At 63.0% G+C, this 18,839-nt stretch carries 16 protein-coding genes and 2 pseudogenes; 16 read left to right on the top strand and 2 right to left on the bottom strand.

The features are described from left to right. Nucleotides 1-139: 139 nt before the first annotated feature. From NKI17_RS15090 to NKI17_RS15075, 4 genes and pseudogenes are all read left to right on the top strand, one after another. Complete coding sequence (locus NKI17_RS15090; RefSeq protein WP_023678064.1) at nucleotides 140-1,336, top strand: divergent polysaccharide deacetylase family protein; 1,197 nt, start codon at nucleotides 140-142, stop codon at nucleotides 1,334-1,336. Between the two features lies 1 nt (nucleotide 1,337). Then, entirely contained in the window at nucleotides 1,338-1,859 is a 522-nt protein-coding gene (locus NKI17_RS15085) for an RNA pyrophosphohydrolase (protein WP_352471250.1), read from the top strand. Nucleotides 1,860-1,888: 29 nt separating this feature from the next. Next, the gene (gene alr / locus NKI17_RS15080) at nucleotides 1,889-3,040 is read left to right on the top strand and encodes an alanine racemase (protein ID WP_352906244.1); all 1,152 of its coding nucleotides are present in this window, start codon (nucleotides 1,889-1,891) and stop codon (nucleotides 3,038-3,040) included. 117 nt (nucleotides 3,041-3,157) lie between these two features. Beyond that, nucleotides 3,158-4,435, top strand: a pseudogene (locus NKI17_RS15075) (D-amino acid dehydrogenase); the annotation flags it as partial. Nucleotides 4,436-4,472: 37 nt separating this feature from the next. On the opposite strand, the gene NKI17_RS15070 reads toward NKI17_RS15075, so the two are convergent. Further along, a complete protein-coding gene (locus NKI17_RS15070; RefSeq protein ID WP_023678060.1) occupies nucleotides 4,473-5,354 on the bottom strand; it encodes a LysR family transcriptional regulator in 882 nt (293 codons plus the stop codon). 378 nt (nucleotides 5,355-5,732) lie between these two features. Here NKI17_RS15070 and NKI17_RS15065 point away from each other — a divergent pair, with 378 nt between their 5' ends. The 3 genes from NKI17_RS15065 to NKI17_RS15055 all read left to right on the top strand — a co-directional run bounded on the left by NKI17_RS15065 (nucleotide 5,733) and on the right by NKI17_RS15055 (nucleotide 8,394). Next, nucleotides 5,733-7,229, top strand: a complete 1,497-nt coding sequence (locus tag NKI17_RS15065; protein ID WP_352471248.1) for a CoA-acylating methylmalonate-semialdehyde dehydrogenase — start codon at nucleotides 5,733-5,735, stop codon at nucleotides 7,227-7,229. Nucleotides 7,230-7,478: 249 nt separating this feature from the next. Next, on the top strand, nucleotides 7,479-7,775 hold the full coding sequence (locus NKI17_RS15060; RefSeq protein WP_352574655.1) for a hypothetical protein: 297 nt from the start codon (nucleotides 7,479-7,481) through the stop codon (nucleotides 7,773-7,775). 304 nt (nucleotides 7,776-8,079) lie between these two features. Next, the gene (locus NKI17_RS15055) at nucleotides 8,080-8,394 is read left to right on the top strand and encodes a hypothetical protein (RefSeq protein WP_023678057.1); all 315 of its coding nucleotides are present in this window, start codon (nucleotides 8,080-8,082) and stop codon (nucleotides 8,392-8,394) included. A gap of 13 nt (nucleotides 8,395-8,407) precedes the next feature. Here NKI17_RS15055 and NKI17_RS15050 read toward each other — a convergent pair whose 3' ends face one another. Further along, nucleotides 8,408-8,998 carry a GntR family transcriptional regulator gene (locus tag NKI17_RS15050; protein WP_502894516.1) on the bottom strand — a complete coding sequence of 197 codons (591 nt, stop codon included), beginning with the start codon at nucleotides 8,996-8,998 and terminating at the stop codon, nucleotides 8,408-8,410. A gap of 166 nt (nucleotides 8,999-9,164) precedes the next feature. Here NKI17_RS15050 and NKI17_RS15045 point away from each other — a divergent pair, with 166 nt between their 5' ends. The 9 genes and pseudogenes from NKI17_RS15045 to NKI17_RS15005 all read left to right on the top strand — a co-directional run bounded on the left by NKI17_RS15045 (nucleotide 9,165) and on the right by NKI17_RS15005 (nucleotide 18,789). Then, nucleotides 9,165-10,058 (top strand): dihydrodipicolinate synthase family protein, encoded by an 894-nt coding sequence (locus NKI17_RS15045; protein WP_023678055.1) that lies wholly within the window; start codon nucleotides 9,165-9,167, stop codon nucleotides 10,056-10,058. Between the two features lie 48 nt (nucleotides 10,059-10,106). Next, complete coding sequence (locus NKI17_RS15040; RefSeq protein ID WP_352906242.1) at nucleotides 10,107-11,357, top strand: NAD(P)/FAD-dependent oxidoreductase; 1,251 nt, start codon at nucleotides 10,107-10,109, stop codon at nucleotides 11,355-11,357. 28 nt (nucleotides 11,358-11,385) lie between these two features. After that, the gene (locus NKI17_RS15035; protein ID WP_352634258.1) at nucleotides 11,386-12,387 is read left to right on the top strand and encodes a 4-hydroxyproline epimerase; all 1,002 of its coding nucleotides are present in this window, start codon (nucleotides 11,386-11,388) and stop codon (nucleotides 12,385-12,387) included. Nucleotides 12,388-12,720: 333 nt separating this feature from the next. Then, complete coding sequence (locus NKI17_RS15030) at nucleotides 12,721-13,623, top strand: branched-chain amino acid ABC transporter permease (protein ID WP_023678052.1); 903 nt, start codon at nucleotides 12,721-12,723, stop codon at nucleotides 13,621-13,623. A gap of 4 nt (nucleotides 13,624-13,627) precedes the next feature. Next, entirely contained in the window at nucleotides 13,628-15,256 is a 1,629-nt protein-coding gene (gene livM, locus NKI17_RS15025) for a high-affinity branched-chain amino acid ABC transporter permease LivM (protein ID WP_023678051.1), read from the top strand. Then, a pseudogene (locus NKI17_RS15020) lies at nucleotides 15,256-16,416 on the top strand (ABC transporter ATP-binding protein); the annotation flags it as partial. The gene livM and the pseudogene NKI17_RS15020, both read left to right, overlap by 1 nt. A gap of 8 nt (nucleotides 16,417-16,424) precedes the next feature. Further along, nucleotides 16,425-17,153 carry an ABC transporter ATP-binding protein gene (locus tag NKI17_RS15015; protein ID WP_352455032.1) on the top strand — a complete coding sequence of 243 codons (729 nt, stop codon included), beginning with the start codon at nucleotides 16,425-16,427 and terminating at the stop codon, nucleotides 17,151-17,153. A gap of 19 nt (nucleotides 17,154-17,172) precedes the next feature. Continuing rightward, nucleotides 17,173-17,520: a DUF6867 family protein gene (locus tag NKI17_RS15010; protein WP_023678048.1), complete on the top strand. Its 348-nt coding sequence runs from the start codon at nucleotides 17,173-17,175 to the stop codon at nucleotides 17,518-17,520. A 138-nt stretch (nucleotides 17,521-17,658) separates the two neighbouring features. Beyond that, nucleotides 17,659-18,789 carry a branched-chain amino acid ABC transporter substrate-binding protein gene (locus NKI17_RS15005; RefSeq protein WP_023678047.1) on the top strand — a complete coding sequence of 377 codons (1,131 nt, stop codon included), beginning with the start codon at nucleotides 17,659-17,661 and terminating at the stop codon, nucleotides 18,787-18,789. The last annotated feature ends 50 nt before the right edge of the window (nucleotides 18,790-18,839 follow it).

Here is an 18,839-nt window from a genome sequence, read left to right as displayed (position 1 = left end):
CGCGAGGCTCCGGCAGTTTGATTCGGGGGCCGCGGCCGGCATGCTGCGCGTCCAGTGAAGCAAGGGGACGCGCCGACATTTTGGATTTTGCGCCTCCGGAGAAGGTTTACTTCGGGGATGCACGCCGGGGGGTGCGGGCTTGGCTGATATCGGCAAGGACATAGAACGACCTCTCGGACAGGCGATCCGGCTGCCGCGCTCAGGCAGCGGGATCAGCGCCGGTGCGGTCGCGGCCGCGCTTGTCGTGCTGTCCGTGGTCGGCGTCTCCAGCGCGATCGCCTTGCGAGACAAGCCGTTCCGGAAGCTGCAAGAAGTAGCCGTTTCGACGCCGAAGACGCCGGCGGCGGATACCGTCGCCGCGCCCGCCAAGGCGACGCCCGAAATGGCTGCGCCAAGCAACGCAAGGGGGGCCAACATAAGCGGGCCGAAGACGGGCGGTCCGCAGATCATCCATGTCCAGACCGAAGAGGGCGACGGTCCACCCAATGCGGCCATCGTCATCCGCGACCCTTCGACGATCGGCCAGAACCTCAGGATCGCGCACATTCCCGACAAGGCGCTGGTCGAGGCCAGCGAAACCGGTCCGTTGCCGATCCGCGCCGCCGACGGCAGGCGCCCGTTCGATGTCTATGCGCGGCCGTGGTCCGGGGCTCGCGGTGCACGCGTCGCGCTCGTCATCGGCGGGCTTGCCGTGTCGCAGACCGGCACGCAGGCAGCCATCGCCAAGCTGCCGGCGGAAGTGACGCTGGCCTTCGCGCCGCAAGGCAACAGCATCGGCCGCTGGATGCAGGTGGCGCGGCAGAGCGGCCATGAGGTCATCATGCAGGTACCGCTTGAGCCGTTCGACTATCCGAACGTCAATCCCGGCCGTAACACGCTGACCGTGGCTGCAACGCCGGACGAGAATTTGAAGAATTTACGCTGGGCGCTGTCGCGAACGACCAACTACACCGGCGTCATGAACTATATGGGCGCCCGCTTTTCGGCCGACGCGACGGCGATGGGGCCGTTGATGGCCGAGCTTGGCAAGCGTGGTCTGGCCTATGTCGACGACGGTTCGTCGGCGCGCAGCCTGGCACCCGAACTGGCGCTGAAGGACGGCGTGCCGTTCGTCGGCGGCGATACGGCGATCGATGCGGTGCAGGACCGCGGCGCCATATTGAAGAAACTGGATGGGCTGGAAGCGACGGCACGGGCGAAAGGGTTTGCCGTCGGCATCGGCTCGGCTTTCGACCTGACGGTGGATACCGTGTCTTCCTGGGTGACCGAGGCCAAGAAGCGTGGCATCGAGATCGTGCCGGTTTCGGCGGTGGCAATAGATCCGGAAAAAGGCTGAGATGGCAAAGAACAAGCTCGTTGAGCCCGAGACGCTGCCCTACCGGCCCTGCGTAGGGGTGATGGTCCTCAATGAGGCCGGCCTGGTCTGGGTCGGCCGTCGCATTGCCGAGCCGGACAGCGAATTCGCTGGAACGACGCAGCTCTGGCAGATGCCGCAGGGCGGCATCGATGATGGCGAGGAGCCGCTGCCCGCGGCGGCGCGTGAACTTTACGAAGAGACCGGCATGCGCTCGGTGTCGCTGCTGGCCGAGGCGCCGCACTGGATCAAATACGACCTGCCGGCGCATCTGGTCGGCGTCGCCTTCAAGGGACGATATCGCGGCCAGACGCAGAAATGGTTTGCCTTCCGTTTCCACGGCGACGAAAGCGAGATCGCGATCAATCCGCCGCCGGGTGGCCACAAGGCCGAGTTCGACCGGTGGGCGTGGCGGCCGATGCTGGAATTGCCGGGCCTGATCGTGCCGTTCAAGCGCAAGGTCTACGAAGACGTGGTGGCGGCATTCCGGCACCTGGTGGCGTAGCCGCCGGCCTTCCGTTAAAACAGGTCGGCATGAACAACAGCTCCAGCAAATCTCTTCCGCCGACCGTCACCCTGGGCGAACCGATCAGCGAAGCCGCGGCAGGGGCGATCCTGACCATCGATCTCGGCGCCGTCCGTGAGAACTACCGGCGGCTGAAGGCGCGGCTGGGCGGCGTCGGCTGTGCTGGAGTGGTCAAGGCCGACGGCTATGGGATTGGCGCGGCGCCGGTGGCGGCGGCGCTGATGGGTGAGGGCTGTAATACTTTCTTTGTTGCGCATTTGGCCGGCGGCATCTTGCTGCGCAAGGCGCTCGGCTCAGTCCCGGCCATTTATGTGCTGAACGGCATTCCGCCGGGTGCGGAAAGGGAAGCGGTTGCGGCAGGGCTTTGCCCAGTACTCAACAGCGCCAGCCAACTCGCGGCATGGCGCGAGATGGCCGGGCGGGTGGGCCGTAAGTTGCCGGCCGCCCTCCAGGTCGACAGCGGCATGTCGCGGCTCGGCATGACGCCATCCGAGGTGAAGGCAGTCGCGCAGGATCCGCAGGCTTTCAACGGTGTCGAACTGACGTTCGTGATGAGCCATCTCGCCTGCGCCGATGAACCCGAGCAGCCGGCCAACGAGCGGCAGCGGCTGGAATTCGAACGGCTGCGCCGGATGCTGCCGGAAGCGCCGGCTTCCCTTGCCAATTCATCAGGCATTTTTCTCGGGCAGCGCTATCACTACGACCTCGTTCGTCCGGGTGCCGCTCTCTATGGCGTCAATCCGACGCCGGCGAAGGACAATCCGATGCTGCCGGTGGTGCGATTGCAAGCCAAGGTCATCCAGACGCGGATATTGGAGGCCGGCGCCGGTGTCGGCTACGGTCACACTTTCCACACCAAGGCTCCGCTTGCCGCGGCGACGATTTCGCTCGGCTATGGCGATGGCTGGCATCGACGCGCCGCTTCCTCCGCCTGGCTCGAAAATATGCGGCTGCCCTTCGTCGGCCGGGTTTCGATGGATTCGATCATCCTCGACATTTCCGCATTGCCGCCCGGCAGGCTGAAGGCAGGCGACCTCGTCGAACTCATCGGACCGTCGTCGCAGACGGTGGACCAGGTAGCCGGCCAAGCCGGCACCATCGGCTATGAGGTCTTGACCAGTCTCGGCCACCGTTTCCACCGGCGCTATGTGAGTGGCTAGGACGCAAGGTTGTTGTCCTCACGCATGTCTTTTCCCTAAGCATCGGCACTTGGCTGACGCCACAGAATCCGGCAGACATGAGGCGGCGATGATCCCGGTCTCGAATCCCGACGAGATGCCGCCGCGGAGAACCAAACGATGAAGATCTTCGTGCTGGGCGGCGGCGTGATCGGGGTCAGCACCGCCTATTTTCTTGCCGAGGCCGGTCATCAGGTGACGGTGATCGATCGCCAGAAAGGCCCGGCGCTGGAAACCAGCTTTGCCAATGCCGGCGAGATCTCGCCCGGCTATGCCTCGCCCTGGGCCGGGCCCGGCGTTCCGCTGAAGGCCATCAAATGGCTTTTGATGAAGCACGGTCCACTGGTGGTGCGACCGGCCTTCGATCCGCATATGTGGATATGGCTGGTCAAGATGCTGCGCAATTGCACGGCTGAACGCTACGCGCTGAACAAGGCGCGCATGGTGCCGCTGGCCGAGTACAGCCGCGACACGCTGAAGGCGCTGCGCGAGGCGACCGGCATCGCCTATGACGAGCGCGCCAAGGGCACGCTGCAGCTCTTCCGAACGCAAAAGCAGCTCGATGGCGTCGGCGGCGATGTCGAGGTGCTGAAGGCCTATGGCGTCCCCTACGAGGTCCTCGACCCCGACGGCTGCATTGCGGCCGAGCCTGGGCTGGCCGGCGTGCGCGAAAAATTCGTCGGTGGCCTGCGGTTGCCCGGCGACGAAACCGGCGACTGTAAGATGTTCACCGACAGGCTTGCCGAGCTTTGCGCGGCACGCGGCGTCACCTTCGAATACGACACGGAGATACGGCGCGTCGTCAAGAAGCGCGATCGCATCACCAACGTCGGCACCAGCAAGGGCTGGATGGTCGCTGATGCCTATGTGATGGCGATGGGGAGCTATTCGGCACGGTTCATGCGCATGCTGAAGCGGTCCATCCCGGTCTACCCGGTCAAGGGCTATTCGATCACCCTGCCGATCAAGGACGTCGCCGCCGCACCGGTCTCGACCGTGATGGACGAGAGCTACAAAGTAGCGATCACCCGGCTCGGCGACCGTATCCGGGTCGGCGGCACGGCGGAGATTTCCGGCTTCGACCTGCGGCTGCACGAATCGCGGCGGCGCACGCTCGAACATTCGGTCGGCGACCTGTTTCCGGGCAGCGGCGACATGCGATCGGCGACCTTCTGGTGCGGGCTGCGGCCGATGACACCGGACGGGCCGCCGCTGATCGGCCGCACCGATTTCTCCAATCTCTATCTCAACACCGGCCATGGCACACTCGGCTGGACCATGGCCTGCGGCTCGGCCAAAGTTCTGGCCGACATCATCTCCAGCCGGGTGCCCGACATCGACGTCGGCGATCTCGGGCCCGGACGGTACGCCAAGTAAGACGCCCACCAGCTAAGACAGCCAGCGGCCGGCAGGCTCACGCGAACAAACCCCTGTCCCGTTCGACGGCCTTGGTAATGAAGCTCGCGACGACCTGGACGCGGCGCAGCGGCCTGACCGATTCATGATAGACCAGCCAGTAGGCGCGGCGTATGGGTGCGACGATATCGAGAGGCACCAGCTCCGGCATCGAGCGGGCAACGAAGGTGTGCAGGATGCCGATGCCGGCGCCGGAACGCACTGCTTCGGCCTGGCCGAGCGCGGAGGAAATAGCGAAGCTGGTGCGCCAGTCGGGGCTGAATTCGGCCGCGTAGTCGAGCGAGCGACTGACGATCAGGTCCGGCACGTAGCCGATCAGCGTATGCTGGCCTAGCTCGGCGGCGGTTCCGGGCAGGCCATGGGTGTCGGCGTAGGCCCGCGACGCGAACAGGCCGAGCGTGTAGTCGACCAGCTTTCCCGCCACCAGGCGGCCTTCCGTCGGCCGTTCGACGGTGATGGCAATGTCGGCCTCGCGCCGGGACAAAGAGAAGGAGCGTGGCACCGGCACCAGCTGGATGGTGAGCTCACGGTGCAGAGCGGTCAGCGCGCCGAGGCGCCTGGCCAGGAAGGCGACGCCAAAGCCGTCCGGCGCGCCGATGCGCACAGTGCCCGAGACGTCGTCGCCTTCGCCTGAAACGGTCGAGCGCGCGGCGATCATGTCGCCCTCCATGCGTTCGGCAATCTCGAGGAAACGCTCGCCCGCCGGCGTCAGCTCGCTGCCGGTGGTAAGCCGGCGAAACAGTTTTGTCCTGAGCGCATCCTCGAGGGCGGCAATGCGGCGCGAGACGGTCGCGTGATTAAGCTCCAGCCGCCTGGCGGCGCCGAGGATCTGGCCGGCCCGCGCTACGGCAAGGAAGATACGGGCATCATCCCAGTTCATGAGGGTGGTCCTGGCGATAACGATCAAAACCGCGTTCCTTCGCGCCCCCCTCTGTCCTGCCGGACATCTCCCCCTCAAGGGGGGAGATTGGCAGTTTCGCCGCAGGCGTCTTTCTTGCCGCGGTGAAGATTTCCGAAGGCGGGCGTGACAGCCAATCTCCCCCCTTGAGGGGGAGATGTCCGGCAGGACAGAGGGGGGCGGTGAAGGAACTCAATCTCAATCCTTGCTGCTGGGGACCTGCATTCTTCCTATTTGCGAGAATTGATGCTCTGCCGTCAATCGCTGTCTATTCTCCGCACAACGGTTGCGTTTTCACTCGCGTTGCCATCGCTCCCGCAAAGGCGGACAATGCCTCATCACGAACCAGGGAGAGAGACCATGATCGAATACGGTCATTTCATCGGCGGCAAGCGCGTCGCCGGAACCAGCGGCCGCAAGCAGGACGTCATGCAGCCGATGGACGGCACGGTGCGCGGCACGGTGGCGCTGGCTTCGCAGGCGGAATTGCGCGCGGCGGTCGAAAACGCCAAGGCCGCACAGCCCGGCTGGGCGGCGACCAATCCGCAGCGACGCGTACGCGTCCTGATGCGGTTCCTCGAGCTGGTCGCCAAGGAGTATGACGCGCTGGCCGAGATATTGGCGCGCGAACACGGCAAGACCATCGCCGACGCCAAGGGCGACATCCAGCGCGGCCTCGAAGTGGTCGAGGTCTGCATCGGTGCGCCGCATATGATGAAGGGCGAGTTCACCGATGGCGCCGGCCCCGGCATCGACGTCTATTCGATGCGCCAGCCGCTCGGCGTCGTCGCCGGCATCACGCCGTTCAATTTTCCGGCGATGATCCCGTTGTGGAAGATCGCGCCGGCCATCGCCTGCGGCAATGCCTTCATTCTCAAGCCGTCCGAACGCGACCCGGGCGTGCCGATGCGCATTGCCGAACTGTTCATCGAGGCCGGTCTGCCGGCGGGCATCCTTAATGTCGTCAACGGCGACAAGGAAGTGGTCGACGCCATCCTCGACGATCCCGACATCAAGGCCATCGGTTTCGTAGGCTCGACACCGATCGCCCAGTACATCTATTCGCGCGGCTGCGCGGCCGGCAAGCGCGTGCAGTGCTTCGGCGGCGCCAAGAACCACATGATCATCATGCCCGATGCCGACATGGACCAGACGGTCGACGCGCTGATCGGCGCCGGCTACGGCTCGGCCGGCGAGCGCTGCATGGCGATCTCGGTGGCCGTCCCGGTCGGCAACGACACCGCCAACCGGCTGATGGAAAGACTGGTGCCGCGCGTCGAGAGCCTGAAGGTCGGTCCGTCGACGGATTCTTCCGCCGATTTCGGCCCGCTGGTGACGGCGCAGGCGTTGGAACGGGTCAAATCCTATGTCGACACCGGCGTCAAGGAAGGCGCCAAGCTGGTCGTCGACGGCCGCGGCTTTTCCATGCAGGGCTACGAGAACGGCTACTATATGGGCGGCTGCCTGTTCGACAATGTGACCGCCGACATGCGCATCTACAAGGAAGAGATCTTTGGGCCGGTGCTGTCGGTGGTGCGCGCACCGACCTACGAGAACGCCATCAAGCTCGCCAACGAGCACGAGATGGGCAATGGCGTTGCCATCTTCACCCGCGACGGCGATGCGGCGCGCGACTTCGCCTCGCGGGTTCAGGTCGGCATGGTCGGCATCAACGTGCCGATCCCGGTGCCGATCGCCTACTACACCTTCGGCGGCTGGAAGGCGTCCTCCTTCGGCGACCTCAACCAGCACGGGCCGGACGCGTTCCGCTTCTACACCAAGACCAAGACGGTAACGTCGCGCTGGCCGTCCGGCGTGAAGGATGGTGCCGAGTTCGTCATCCCGACGATGAACTGACCGAACGATCCGTTTGCGTGTCCTCGCTTCCGGTTGCGGGCGCGCGAAGACAGACCGCGAGAAAGGCCCGGGCTCTGAGTCCGGGCTTTTTTGTCGCCGTCTTCATTGGCATGAACACTAATGTGATGGAACCAAGAAGGCAGCAATCTTCTTAGGTTGCAGTCCTGCCGCGAAGGAGACGCTGGCAGATCAACCAACGGCGCTGGTGACGGCTCCGGGGGATATCGTCCGGCGCAAAGGAGGTGTCAGATGGCACGTCTCATGGCGACAATAGCTTGCGCTGCAGTGGCAGTTTCCGCGATACCGGCAATGGCTGCCGAGCAATGCGCGGCTCGCGCCGATATGGTCAAGGCGCTCGGCGAGAAGTTTCATGAAAACCCGAGCGCGGTCGGCGTCGTCAATCCGAATGTGGTGCTTGAAGTCTTCGTTTCCGACAAGGGCACATGGACCATCCTCGCCAGCGACACAAAAGGTCAAAGCTGCGTGATTTCAGTCGGCGAAGGCTGGGAAAGCGCGATGACGACAGCGGCGCTGCCAGGCATCTGAACGATTTATCACGGGTCTGCGCGCCTCGGCATGGCCGCGCGGCCTGTGGCCCATTCTTTCGGCGACAACCGTAAAACGGATCTGCAGGCGCCCGCTTTGGGCGCCTGCTTGCGCTTTTCCATTGCCGATACCATATATCGAGAACATAATGGGAACATCTGGAATCGTTCCCACCAATGGCAGACCGGAACACAGAAAGGAACGACGCGATGATGATGACGTCGGAACCGGCCTGAATCGCTCCGGCAAAATGAGGCCGTCAAACCCCTCCTTTGCCGGAACGTGATGGCAAAGGAGGTGCCCTATGGCACGCAAATCGCTGTTGAGATGGGTGAAAACCCTAGTTCTTGCTGGCGCATTGGCGGTGGGTACGAACACCGCAGGCGCGCAATATCAATACTGCGTTGAACATGGCGAGATCGTCGCCCATTTGAGCGAGAAGTTCCAGGAAAGGCAGTTTGCTTTGGGGCTGATCGGACATGAGGCGGTCATGGAAGTCTTTGTCGCAGAGACCGGAACCTGGACCATCGTCGTCACCGATATCGCCGGCAGAAGCTGCATCGTCGCGGCCGGCGACAATTGGGAAAACGTGATGGCCCTGCCCGGCCAGGGCGCATGACGAAATGGCAGGCTCAGCGCGTAGCAGCCGCCTCGGCATGGCCGCGCAAAAGCGCCATCAGCCGCTTGGCGTCCTTGGCCGCGGCCTCTTCGTCGCCGGCGAGGATCGAGCGGATCAGCGCGACATGGTGCTCGGCTGATTCGGCCAAGCCGGTATCGGCCTTGTAGCGAAACCAGAAGCGGCGGCTGTGGGTTTGCAAGGGCGCCGCCAGGCGCGCGGCGAACGGGTTGTCGGCAGCCAGCGCCAGCGCCTCATCAAGCGCCTTGTCGGCCTGGATGAAGTAAAACACATTTTCTGAAATCACCGCCTTTTGCATGGCAAGGGCAGCGTCATGGAACAGGTCGGCGGCCTCGCGGGTGACGAAGCGGGCGGCCGAGCGGGCAAGCACCACCTCGATGCCACGGCGGGCGTCGAGGACACGCAGCCAGTCGCCAGGGTGAAGCGGGGCAATGGCGATGCCGGCGCGCGGCCGGACCTCGAGCAGCCCCTCCCAGGCCAGCCGCTGGATTGCTTCGCGAACCGGGGTGCGGCCGAGGCCGAGCCTGTCGATCAGCGCCCCCTCGGTGATGAAGCTCGCCGGCGCCAGTTCGAGAGTTACGATCATGTGCTCGAGCCTGCGGTAGGCCTTCGCGGTCGCCGGCTCGGAGCCCGGTCTGTCATATACCAATGCGACTTCTCCTGATATATTGTTGATATATCATATCAGATTCAATGTTGACAGCCGGCTTCTTAAGAAATATACGGCTGATATATCAGATGGAGTGATCGACATGTGGGCCGGAGTCTTCCCCGCCGTTACGACCAAATTCACCAAGGACGACGGCCTCGACCATGCCGAGATGGAGCGCTGCTTTGCGCTGCAGATGGAGGCCGGCTGTGACGGCATCATCGTCTGCGGGTCGCTCGGCGAAGGCCCGATGTTGTCGCACGACGAGAAGATCGCGGTGCTGAAGACCGCGCAGAAGATCGCCGGCAAGAAACCGGTGCTGTTGACGGTCAACGAGGCCGGTACACGCGAGGCGGCGGCGATCGCGCGCCGCGCTGCCAAGGCGGGCGCCAACGGTTTGATGGTGGTGCCGAGTCCGATCTACCATACCAATGCCGAAGAGACGGTCGCGGCACTCAGCGCCGCCGCCGCGGCCGGCGACCTGCCGGTGATGATCTACTCCAACCGGCTTGCCTACCGCGTCGACGTCACCGTCGACCAGATGGAGGAGTTGGCGAAGGACCAACGCTTCGTCGCCATAAAAGAGTCCTCCGACGACATCCGCCGCTCGACCGAGATCATCAACCGCCTCGGCGACCGCTACGATTTGTTCACCGGCGTAGACAATCTCGCCTTCGAGGCGCTGTCGGTCGGCGCCATCGGCTGGGTGGCGGGCCTGGTCACCGCGTTCCCGCGCGAGACCGTCGCCATCTACCAACTGATGAGACAGGGCCGCCGCGAGGAGGCGTTGAAGATCTACCGCTGGTTCCGGCCGCTGCTCGACCTCGACGTCTCGACCTATCTGGTGCAGAACATCAAGCTCGCCGAAGTGTTGGCGATCAACACCAACGACCGCGTGCGCATGCCGCGCCAGCCATTGTCGGGCGAGCGGCGCAAGGCAGTCGAAAAGATCGTCAGGGATGCGCTGGCGGTGCGGCCAGAGCTGCCGACATTCTGATCCAGTCGCTTTGAAGGCATTTGCAGATGTGCAGCGCGGCGCATGGCAATGAATGATAATGCTACGCTCGATGTCGCCATCATTGGTGGCGGCATCATCGGCATCTGCGCCGCCGCCTTTCTGGCAGAGGCGGGCCAAAATGTCACGATCTTCGATCGGACGGGGATCTGTGAGGAAACCAGCTCCGGCAATGCCGCTGCCTTTGCCTTCTCCGATGTGCTGCCGCTCGCCCACAAGGGCATGATCAAGCAGTTGCCGAAATGGCTCGCCGACCCGCTCGGCCCGCTCAGCATCCCACCCGCGTATCTGCCGAAGCTGCTGCCCTGGCTGGTCCGCTTCTGGCGCGCCGGCCGAAGCGACCGCTATGAAGCCGGCCTTGCCGCGCAGGCCGCGATGATGAAGCTCGCCGAGGCGGAATGGATGGGCTTGCTCGACCGTTCCGGCACACGGCCGATGCTGCATGAGGACGGCTCGCTCGAACTCTACGACAGCGAGGCCGAGTTCAAGGCCTCGCTGACCGGCTGGGCGGCAAGGCAGCGCTTCGGCATCGGCTTCAGCCATGTCGACGGGAGCGCTCTCACAGCCCTGCAGCCCGGTCTGTCGCCGCGCTTCGTCAAGGGAACGTTCGTGCCGGGGTGGAAAACCGTTGCCGATCCCAAACTGCTTGGAAAGGCCTTGTGGGCCTATGCCGAGAGGTTGGGCGCCGGGTTCGAAAGGGCCCGGATCGAGCGTGTCAAGGCGGGACAGGACGGCGCGATCTTGACCATGGCCGACGGCACGCGGCGACGGGCGAAGCACGTCGTCATCGCTGCCGGGGCCTGGTCGCATCTGCTGGCGAGACATCTCGGCGACGGAATCCCGCTGGAGACCGAGCGTGGCTACAACACGACGTTGCCGAAGACTGCCTTCGACGTAAAGCGGCAATTGATCTTCTCCGGGCATGGCTTCGTCATCACGCCGCTCGAGACGGGCCTGCGCGTCGGCGGCGCGGTCGAACTCGGCGGCCTTGAGAGGCCGCCCAATTATGCGCGCTCGAAAGCGCTGCTCGAAAAGGCGCAGAAATTCCTGCCGGGACTGGATCCGGCCAATGGACGCGAATGGATGGGGTTCCGGCCGTCGCTGCCGGATTCGCTGCCGGTGATCGGGCGGTCGCAACAAACGCCGTCGGTGGTGTATGGTTTCGGCCACGGTCACCTCGGCCTGACCCAGGCTGCGGCGACCGGGCGCTTGATCCGCGAGCTCGTTCTCGGGCAGAATCCATCGCTCGATCTCGGCCCGTTCAGCCCGCAACGGTTTTGAGTTCGAAGACATTCAGTTGGGAGCCGGCATGGCCAAGAATTCCTTCTTCTGCATAGACGGCCACACCTGCGGCAATCCGGTGCGGCTGGTCGCCGGCGGTGGGCCTTTGCTCAAGGGCTCAACGATGATGGAGCGGCGAGCGCATTTCCTGGCCGAATATGACTGGATCCGCACCGGGCTGATGTTCGAGCCGCGCGGCCATGACGTGATGTCCGGCTCGATCCTCTATCCGCCGACGCGTGAAGATTGCGACATCGCCATCCTGTTCATCGAAACCTCGGGCTGCTTGCCGATGTGCGGCCACGGCACCATCGGCACGGTAACTTTTGCCGTCGAGCATGGGCTGATCAAGCCGAAGACACCGGGCGTGCTCAGGCTGGATACGCCGGCGGGCGTGGTCGTAGCGGAGTACAGCCAAGTCGGCGACTATGTCGAGGAGGTGCGCATCACCAATGTGCCTTCCTTCCTCTATGCCGAGGCACTGACGGTCGAATGCCCCGGGCTCGGCGAGATCAGCGTCGATGTCGCCTATGGCGGCAATTTCTACGCCATCGTCGAACCGCAAAAGACCTATCGCGACATGGCCGACCATTCGGCCGGCGAACTGATCGCCTGGAGCCCGGTGGTGCGGCAGCGGCTCAACGAAAAATATACCTTCGTGCATCCGGAGAATCCCGGCATCAATACGCTGTCGCACATATTGTGGACCGGCGCGCCGACCAACCCGCAAGCCGATGCCCGCAACGCCGTCTTCTACGGCGACAAGGCAATCGACCGGTCGCCCTGCGGCACCGGCACCTCGGCGCGTATGGCGCAGCTTCACGCCAAGGGCAAGCTTGGGGTTGGCGACGACTTCGTCCACGAATCGATCATTGGTTCGCTGTTCAAGGGCAGGGTCGAGGAAGAGGTCACCGTCGCCGGCAAGCCGGCAATCATTCCCTCGATCGGCGGCTGGGCACGAATGACCGGATTGAACACGATCTTCATCTACGACCGCGACCCGTTCGCGCACGGCTTCGTCGTCAAATAGAAAAAACACTGACGCAAGGGAAAGAGAGAGCGCAAGCGGATTGACGTCAACGGCGCAACGATCCCGCTCATCAACTTATTTTGACGGCGATTTCTTCGAAATGGAGCGCATGCTGCGATTGAATCGTCAAAGACATTGCGTTAGGCCAATGGTAGGGTCCGCGATGGTCCAGGGGGCGGACGGGAACAAAACGGGCAATCGAACGGCGTGCGGCGAAAACACGCATAATGATCGAAAAATCACGTTGCAATCCGGGCTCGAAACTTTACGACTAGGGGAAATACGAAAAGGAATGCGTCTGCATGGGCGACATTCCAGGGGAGCCACGACAGCATGCAGTATTTTGTCCAGCAGCTTATCAATGGGCTGACGCTGGGATCGATCTATGGGCTGATCGCGATCGGCTATACGATGGTCTACGGCATCATCGGCATGATCAATTTCGCCCATGGCGACATTTTCATGATCGGCGCTTTCACCGCGCTCATCGTTTTCCTTATCCTCGGTGCGTTGTTCTATTCGCTGCCGATCGTCGTTGCGCTGCTGATCATGATGATCGTCGCGATGCTGCTGACCAGCCTGTATAATTGGACGATCGAGAAGGTGGCCTACCGGCCTTTGCGCGGTTCATTCCGGCTGGCGCCGCTGATCACCGCGATTGGCATGTCGATTGCGCTGTCCAATTTCGTCCAGGTGACCCAAGGGCCGCGCAACAAGCCGGTCCCGCCAATGGTGTCCAAGGTCTACAACATCGAAGGCATCAGCGTCTCGCTGAAGCAGATCATCATCGTCCTGGTCACCATAGTCCTGCTGGCGCTGTTCTGGTACCTGGTCAACAAGACCTCGCTCGGTCGGGCGCAGCGCGCCTGCGAGCAGGACCGCAAGATGGCCGCACTGCTTGGCATCGACGTCGACCGCACCATCTCGATCACCTTCATCATGGGCGCCGCCCTTGCCGCCGTCGCCGGCACGTTGTTCCTGATGTACTACGGTGTGGTGGTGTTTTCCGACGGCTTTACGCCCGGTGTGAAGGCATTTACTGCCGCGGTGCTCGGCGGCATCGGCTCACTGCCCGGCGCCGTGCTCGGCGGGCTGATGATTGGCTTCATCGAAAGCATGTGGTCGGCTTATTTCTCGATCGATTACAAGGACGTCGCCGCCTTTTCCATCCTGGCGATCGTGCTGATCTTCCTGCCTTCCGGCATTCTCGGCCGGCCAGAAGTCGAAAAGGTCTGAGATCATGGCGGTTACCGTGTCTCCGGAAAGCACCGTCGTCGCCACCCCGGTCCAGCGCGCTTTTCGCGAAGCGCTCTATGCCGGCGCCATCTCGCTTGGCCTGTTCGTGCTGTTCATCGGCCTGAAGACCGACCAGAACATCTCCAACGAACTGATCCTGGTGCAGCGCTGGGGCTTGCTCGCCGGCGTCGTGATCGCCACCATGGCCGGACGCTTCCTTTACGTCGCCTATGGCCAACCCTTCCTGGCGAACCAGAAGATCGTCGACGTCGCCACCGGCCTGCTGCCGGTCAGCCTGGCTTCGCGATTCTTCCGCTTTCCCGCGTTCATCGTGGCGCTCGCCGTCGCCGTTATTCTGCTCGCGCTCAGCGGCTTTCTGACCGACGCCTTAGGGCCGGAACTTTCCGATTTCGTGCGGTTCGTGCGGGCGCTTGCAATCATCTATGCGCTGGCCTGGCTGATTTATCATTTCCGGGCCTTCATTCATGCTCATTTCTCGGCATTGGGCATAACTGCACTGGCGCTCTACCCGATCGTGGTGGTGTTGGTGCTGGCGCTATATGCCGGGTCGATGGCCGCCGGTTTCCAGGGCTCGCTGAAATATGTCGACAATTACGGCATCCAGATCCTGATCTACGTGATGCTGGCCTGGGGGCTGAATATCGTTATCGGCTTGGCCGGCCTGCTCGATCTCGGCTATGTCGCCTTCTACGCCGTCGGTGCCTACGCCTATGCGCTGCTCGGCACGCATTTCGGCCTCTCCTTCTGGATCCTGCTGCCCGCCGCCGGCCTGATGGCTGCGTTTTGGGGGGTGATGCTAGGCTTCCCGGTGCTGCGCTTGCGCGGTGACTATCTGGCGATCGTGACGCTCGCCTTCGGCGAAATCATAAGGCTGGTGATCATCAACTGGCGCGAGGTGACCAACGGCTCGGCCGGCATTTCCGGCATCCCGAAGGTGTCTTTCTTCGGCCTGATGTCGTTCAACGTCTCCGACCCGAACTACATCTCGAAGGTGCTCGGCATCGCCCAATCGGGTGCCTACTACAAGATATTCCTCTACTATTTGATCCTCGGGCTCTGCCTGCTGACGGCCTTCGTCACCGTGAGGCTCAGGCGGATGCCGGTCGGCCGTGCCTGGGAAGCGCTGCGCGAGGACGAGATCGCCTGCCGTTCGCTCGGCATCAACACCACCACCACCAAGCTCACCGCCTTTGCCACGGGCGCGATGTTCGGCGGCTTCGCCGGCTCGTTCTTTGCCGCGCGGCAAGGCTTCGTCAGCCCGGAATCCTTCGTCTTCCTGGAATCGGCGATCATCCTCGCCATCGTCGTGCTTGGCGGCATGGGCTCGCTGGTCGGCATTGCCGTCGCCGCCATGGTGATGATCGGCGGCACCGAAGTCCTGCGCGAACTGGATTTCCTCAAGACCGGCCTCAGGTGGGGCAACACTACGGTCATACCCGGTTTCGGGTCCGGCTTCACGCCGGAACTGTATCGCATGCTGCTGTTCGGCATGGCGATGGTCATCGTCATGCTGTGGAAGCCGCGCGGCTTCGTCGGCAGCCGCGAGCCGACAGCTTTCCTCAAGGTGCGCAGGGCGGTGTCCGGGTCCTTCACCAAGGAGGGACACGGCTGATGAACGCGAGCCCCTCCATGAACAATGCCATCCTGCAGGTCGAGCATCTGTCGATGAAGTTCGGCGGTCTCGTCGCCATCGGCGACCTTTCCTTCCAGGCCAAGCGCGGCGAGATCACCGCGCTGATCGGTCCGAACGGCGCCGGCAAGACCACCGTGTTCAATTGCATCACCGGTTTCTACAAACCGTCGGAAGGCATGATCACGCTCAACCGGCGCGACGGCTCGACGTTCCTGCTCGAACGCTTGCCCAACCATGAGATCCCGGCGCGCGCCAAGGTGGCGCGCACCTTTCAGAACATCCGCCTGTTCTCGGGCATGACGCTGCTGGAGAACCTTCTCGTCGCCCAGCACAACAAGCTGATGAAGGCCTCCGGTTACACCATTCTCGGCCTGTTCGGCTTTAGCGGCTACAGACAGGCCTCGGCGGAATCGGTTGAACTGGCCGAGCACTGGCTGGAGAAGGCCGATCTTGTCGACCGCGCCGACGATCCGGCCGGCGATCTGCCCTATGGCGCGCAGCGGCGGCTCGAAATCGCTCGCGCCATGTGCACCGGGCCTGAGCTTCTGTGCCTCGACGAGCCGGCCGCTGGTCTCAATCCGAAAGAATCGGCGGGGCTCAATGCGCTGCTGATGGACATCAAGGACAACACCGGCACGTCGATCCTTTTGATCGAGCACGACATGGCGGTGGTGATGCAGATTTCCGATCACGTCGTGGTGCTCGAATACGGGCGCAAAATCTCGGACGGCAACCCGCAATCGGTGCGAACCGACCCGCGCGTCATCGCCGCCTATCTTGGCGTCGACGACGAGGAGGTCGAGACGGTGCTCACCGAAGTCGGCGACGAAGATGTCATCGAGCAATTGGATACGGGCCCGGATGCCGCCCACGGCCCAGGCACATCGTCTTCCTATCTCGCCGGACCGGTTGCCGACACGGTCGGCCACAGCGAGGGCGAGCGCGTCACCGTGTCGAAAGGTGCCTCGAAAGCCGGGCAGTTCGATGCGAGGTCGAGTGCCGCAGCAAGCAAGGCGGCAGCGCAGGCCAAAGCCAAACCGACGGCGAAATCTTCTGCCGCGAAATCCTCTGCAGCAAAGCCGGCCACCAAGGCTCCGGTGAAGCCGAAGACGCCGCGCGTCTCCAATCGGCGCGGAGGGCGCAAGTGATGGCCGGCACAACGCTGCTCGATATCAAGGGCGTTCAGACCTACTACGGCAACATCAGGGCGCTGAACGGTGTCGACGTCACCGTCAGGCAAGGTGAGATCGTAGCGCTGATCGGTGCCAACGGCGCCGGCAAGTCGACGCTGATGATGACCATCTTCGGTGCTCCCCGCGCCCGCGCGGGTACCATCACATTCGCCGGTACCGACATCACCCAACTGCCGACCCACGAGATCGCGCGCATGCGCATCGCCCAGTCGCCGGAAGGGCGCCGCATTTTCCCGCGCATGACGGTGATGGAAAACCTGCAAATGGGCGCCAGCCTCGACAACCTTGAGCATTATGACGAGGACGTCGAGAAGGTGTTCACGCTGTTTCCACGCCTGAAGGAACGCATTGCCCAGCGTGGCGGCACGCTGTCCGGCGGCGAGCAGCAGATGCTGTCGATCGGGCGCGCGCTGATGGCACGGCCGAAGCTGCTCCTGCTCGACGAGCCGTCGCTCGGCCTGGCGCCGCTGATCGTCAAGCAGATCTTCGACGCCATTCGCGAGCTGAACCGCACGCAGGGACTGACGGTGTTCCTGGTCGAGCAGAACGCCTTCGGCGCACTCAAGCTCGCCACGCGCGGCTATGTCATGGTCAACGGCAATGTGACGATGAGCGGCACCGGCAAGGAACTGCTCGCCAATCCGGAAGTGCGCGCCGCCTATCTCGAAGGCGGCCATCACTGAGTTTCAGGAGACATCAATCATGCAGGGCATTCTCTATGAGGAACCCTCGATCTGGCAGTTCTTCTTCGTCACCTGCCTGCTCGGCGGCTGGGCGGCGTGGATGACGGGCAAGGCGTGTGCGCAGACGTGGCGCAGCTTCGCCCAGTTGTTCGCCTTCATGCTGGGGCTCGGCATCGGCATAAGGTTCATTCATCACGCGCTGTTCGGCGGAACGATGTTCTCGCTGCATTACTACATCGTCGATACCATTGTGCTGATGATCTTGGGCTTCATCGGCTACCAATACACGCGCACCAACCAGATGGTAACGCAGTATAATTGGCTTTACGAAAGAGCCTCTCTTTTGAGCTGGAAACCAAAAGGTTGACATTTATCATTAACGGCGTTTCAGGGATGAATCGGCGTGACAAGTGCCTGAAAATCGGCAAAGTACTCTTTCTGCGAGCAAGAGTGGGCATCGCATGAAAGCAACATCCACGCCCACTCGGTAAATGGGAGCGTTTCAATGAAAAAGTCACTTTTGTCCGCCGTCGCCCTGACCGCGCTTGTCGCGTTCAGCGGCAACGCGTGGGCTGACATCCTGATCGGCGTTGCCGGTCCGATCACCGGCCCGAACGCAGCGTTCGGCGCCCAGCTTCAGAAGGGTGCCGAACAGGCAGTCGCCGATATCAATGCGGCGGGCGGCGTTCTTGGCCAGCAGCTCAAGCTTGAAGTCGGCGACGACGTCTCCGATCCCAAGCAAGGCATCTCGGTCGCCAACAAGTTCGTCGCCGACGGCGTCAAGTACGTCGATGGCCACTTCAACTCCGGCGTCTCGATCCCGGCGTCGGAAGTCTACGCCGAGAACGGCATCCTTGAGATCACGCCGGCCGCGACCAATCCGAAGTTGACGGAACGTGGCATGTGGAACACCTTCCGCACCTGCGGACGCGACGATCAGCAGGGCAAGGTCGCTGGCGACTATCTCGCCGCGAACTTCAAGGATGCCAAGATCGCTGTCATCCATGACAAGACGCCTTATGGCCAGGGCCTCGCCGACGAAACCAAGAAGGCGCTCGCAGCCAACGGCGTGACTGAGGCCATGTATGAAGGCATCAATGTCGGCGACAAGGATTTCTCGGCCCTCATCGCCAAGATGAAGGACGCGGGCGTCTCGGTCGTCTACTATGGCGGCCTGCACACCGAAGCCGGCCTGATCATACGCCAGCTCGCTGACCAGGGCCTCAAGGCAACCTTCATGTCCGGCGACGGCATCGTGTCGAACGAATTGGCCTCCATCGCCGGCGACGCCGTCGAGGGCACGCTGATGACGTTCGCTCCGGATCCGCGCAAGAATCCGAACGCCAAGGAACTCGTCGAGAAGTTCCGTGCGGCCGGCTTCGAGCCTGAGGCCTATACCCTTTACTCCTACGCGGCGATGGAAATCATCGCGGCCGCCATCACCAAGACCGGTTCAGCCGATGACGCTCAGAAGGTAGCCGAGACCATCAAGTCGGCCGGCCCCTGGAAGACCGCGATCGGCGAGATCGGCTACGACGCGAAGGGCGATATCACCCGTCCTGACTACGTCATGTACACCTGGAAGAAGGGTGACGACGGCAAGTACACCTATGTCGAGAACGCACCCGGCAAATAACCGGACGTTGCTACATGAGAATGCCCGGCGCCTCGCGCCGGGCATTTTTT

It is taken from the genome of Mesorhizobium sp. M0816, assembly GCF_040320005.1.
Lineage (GTDB): Bacteria > Pseudomonadota > Alphaproteobacteria > Rhizobiales > Rhizobiaceae > Mesorhizobium.
The sequence above is the reverse complement of the archived record's forward strand: the minus strand, read 5'-3'. Positions and strand labels throughout refer to the sequence as shown.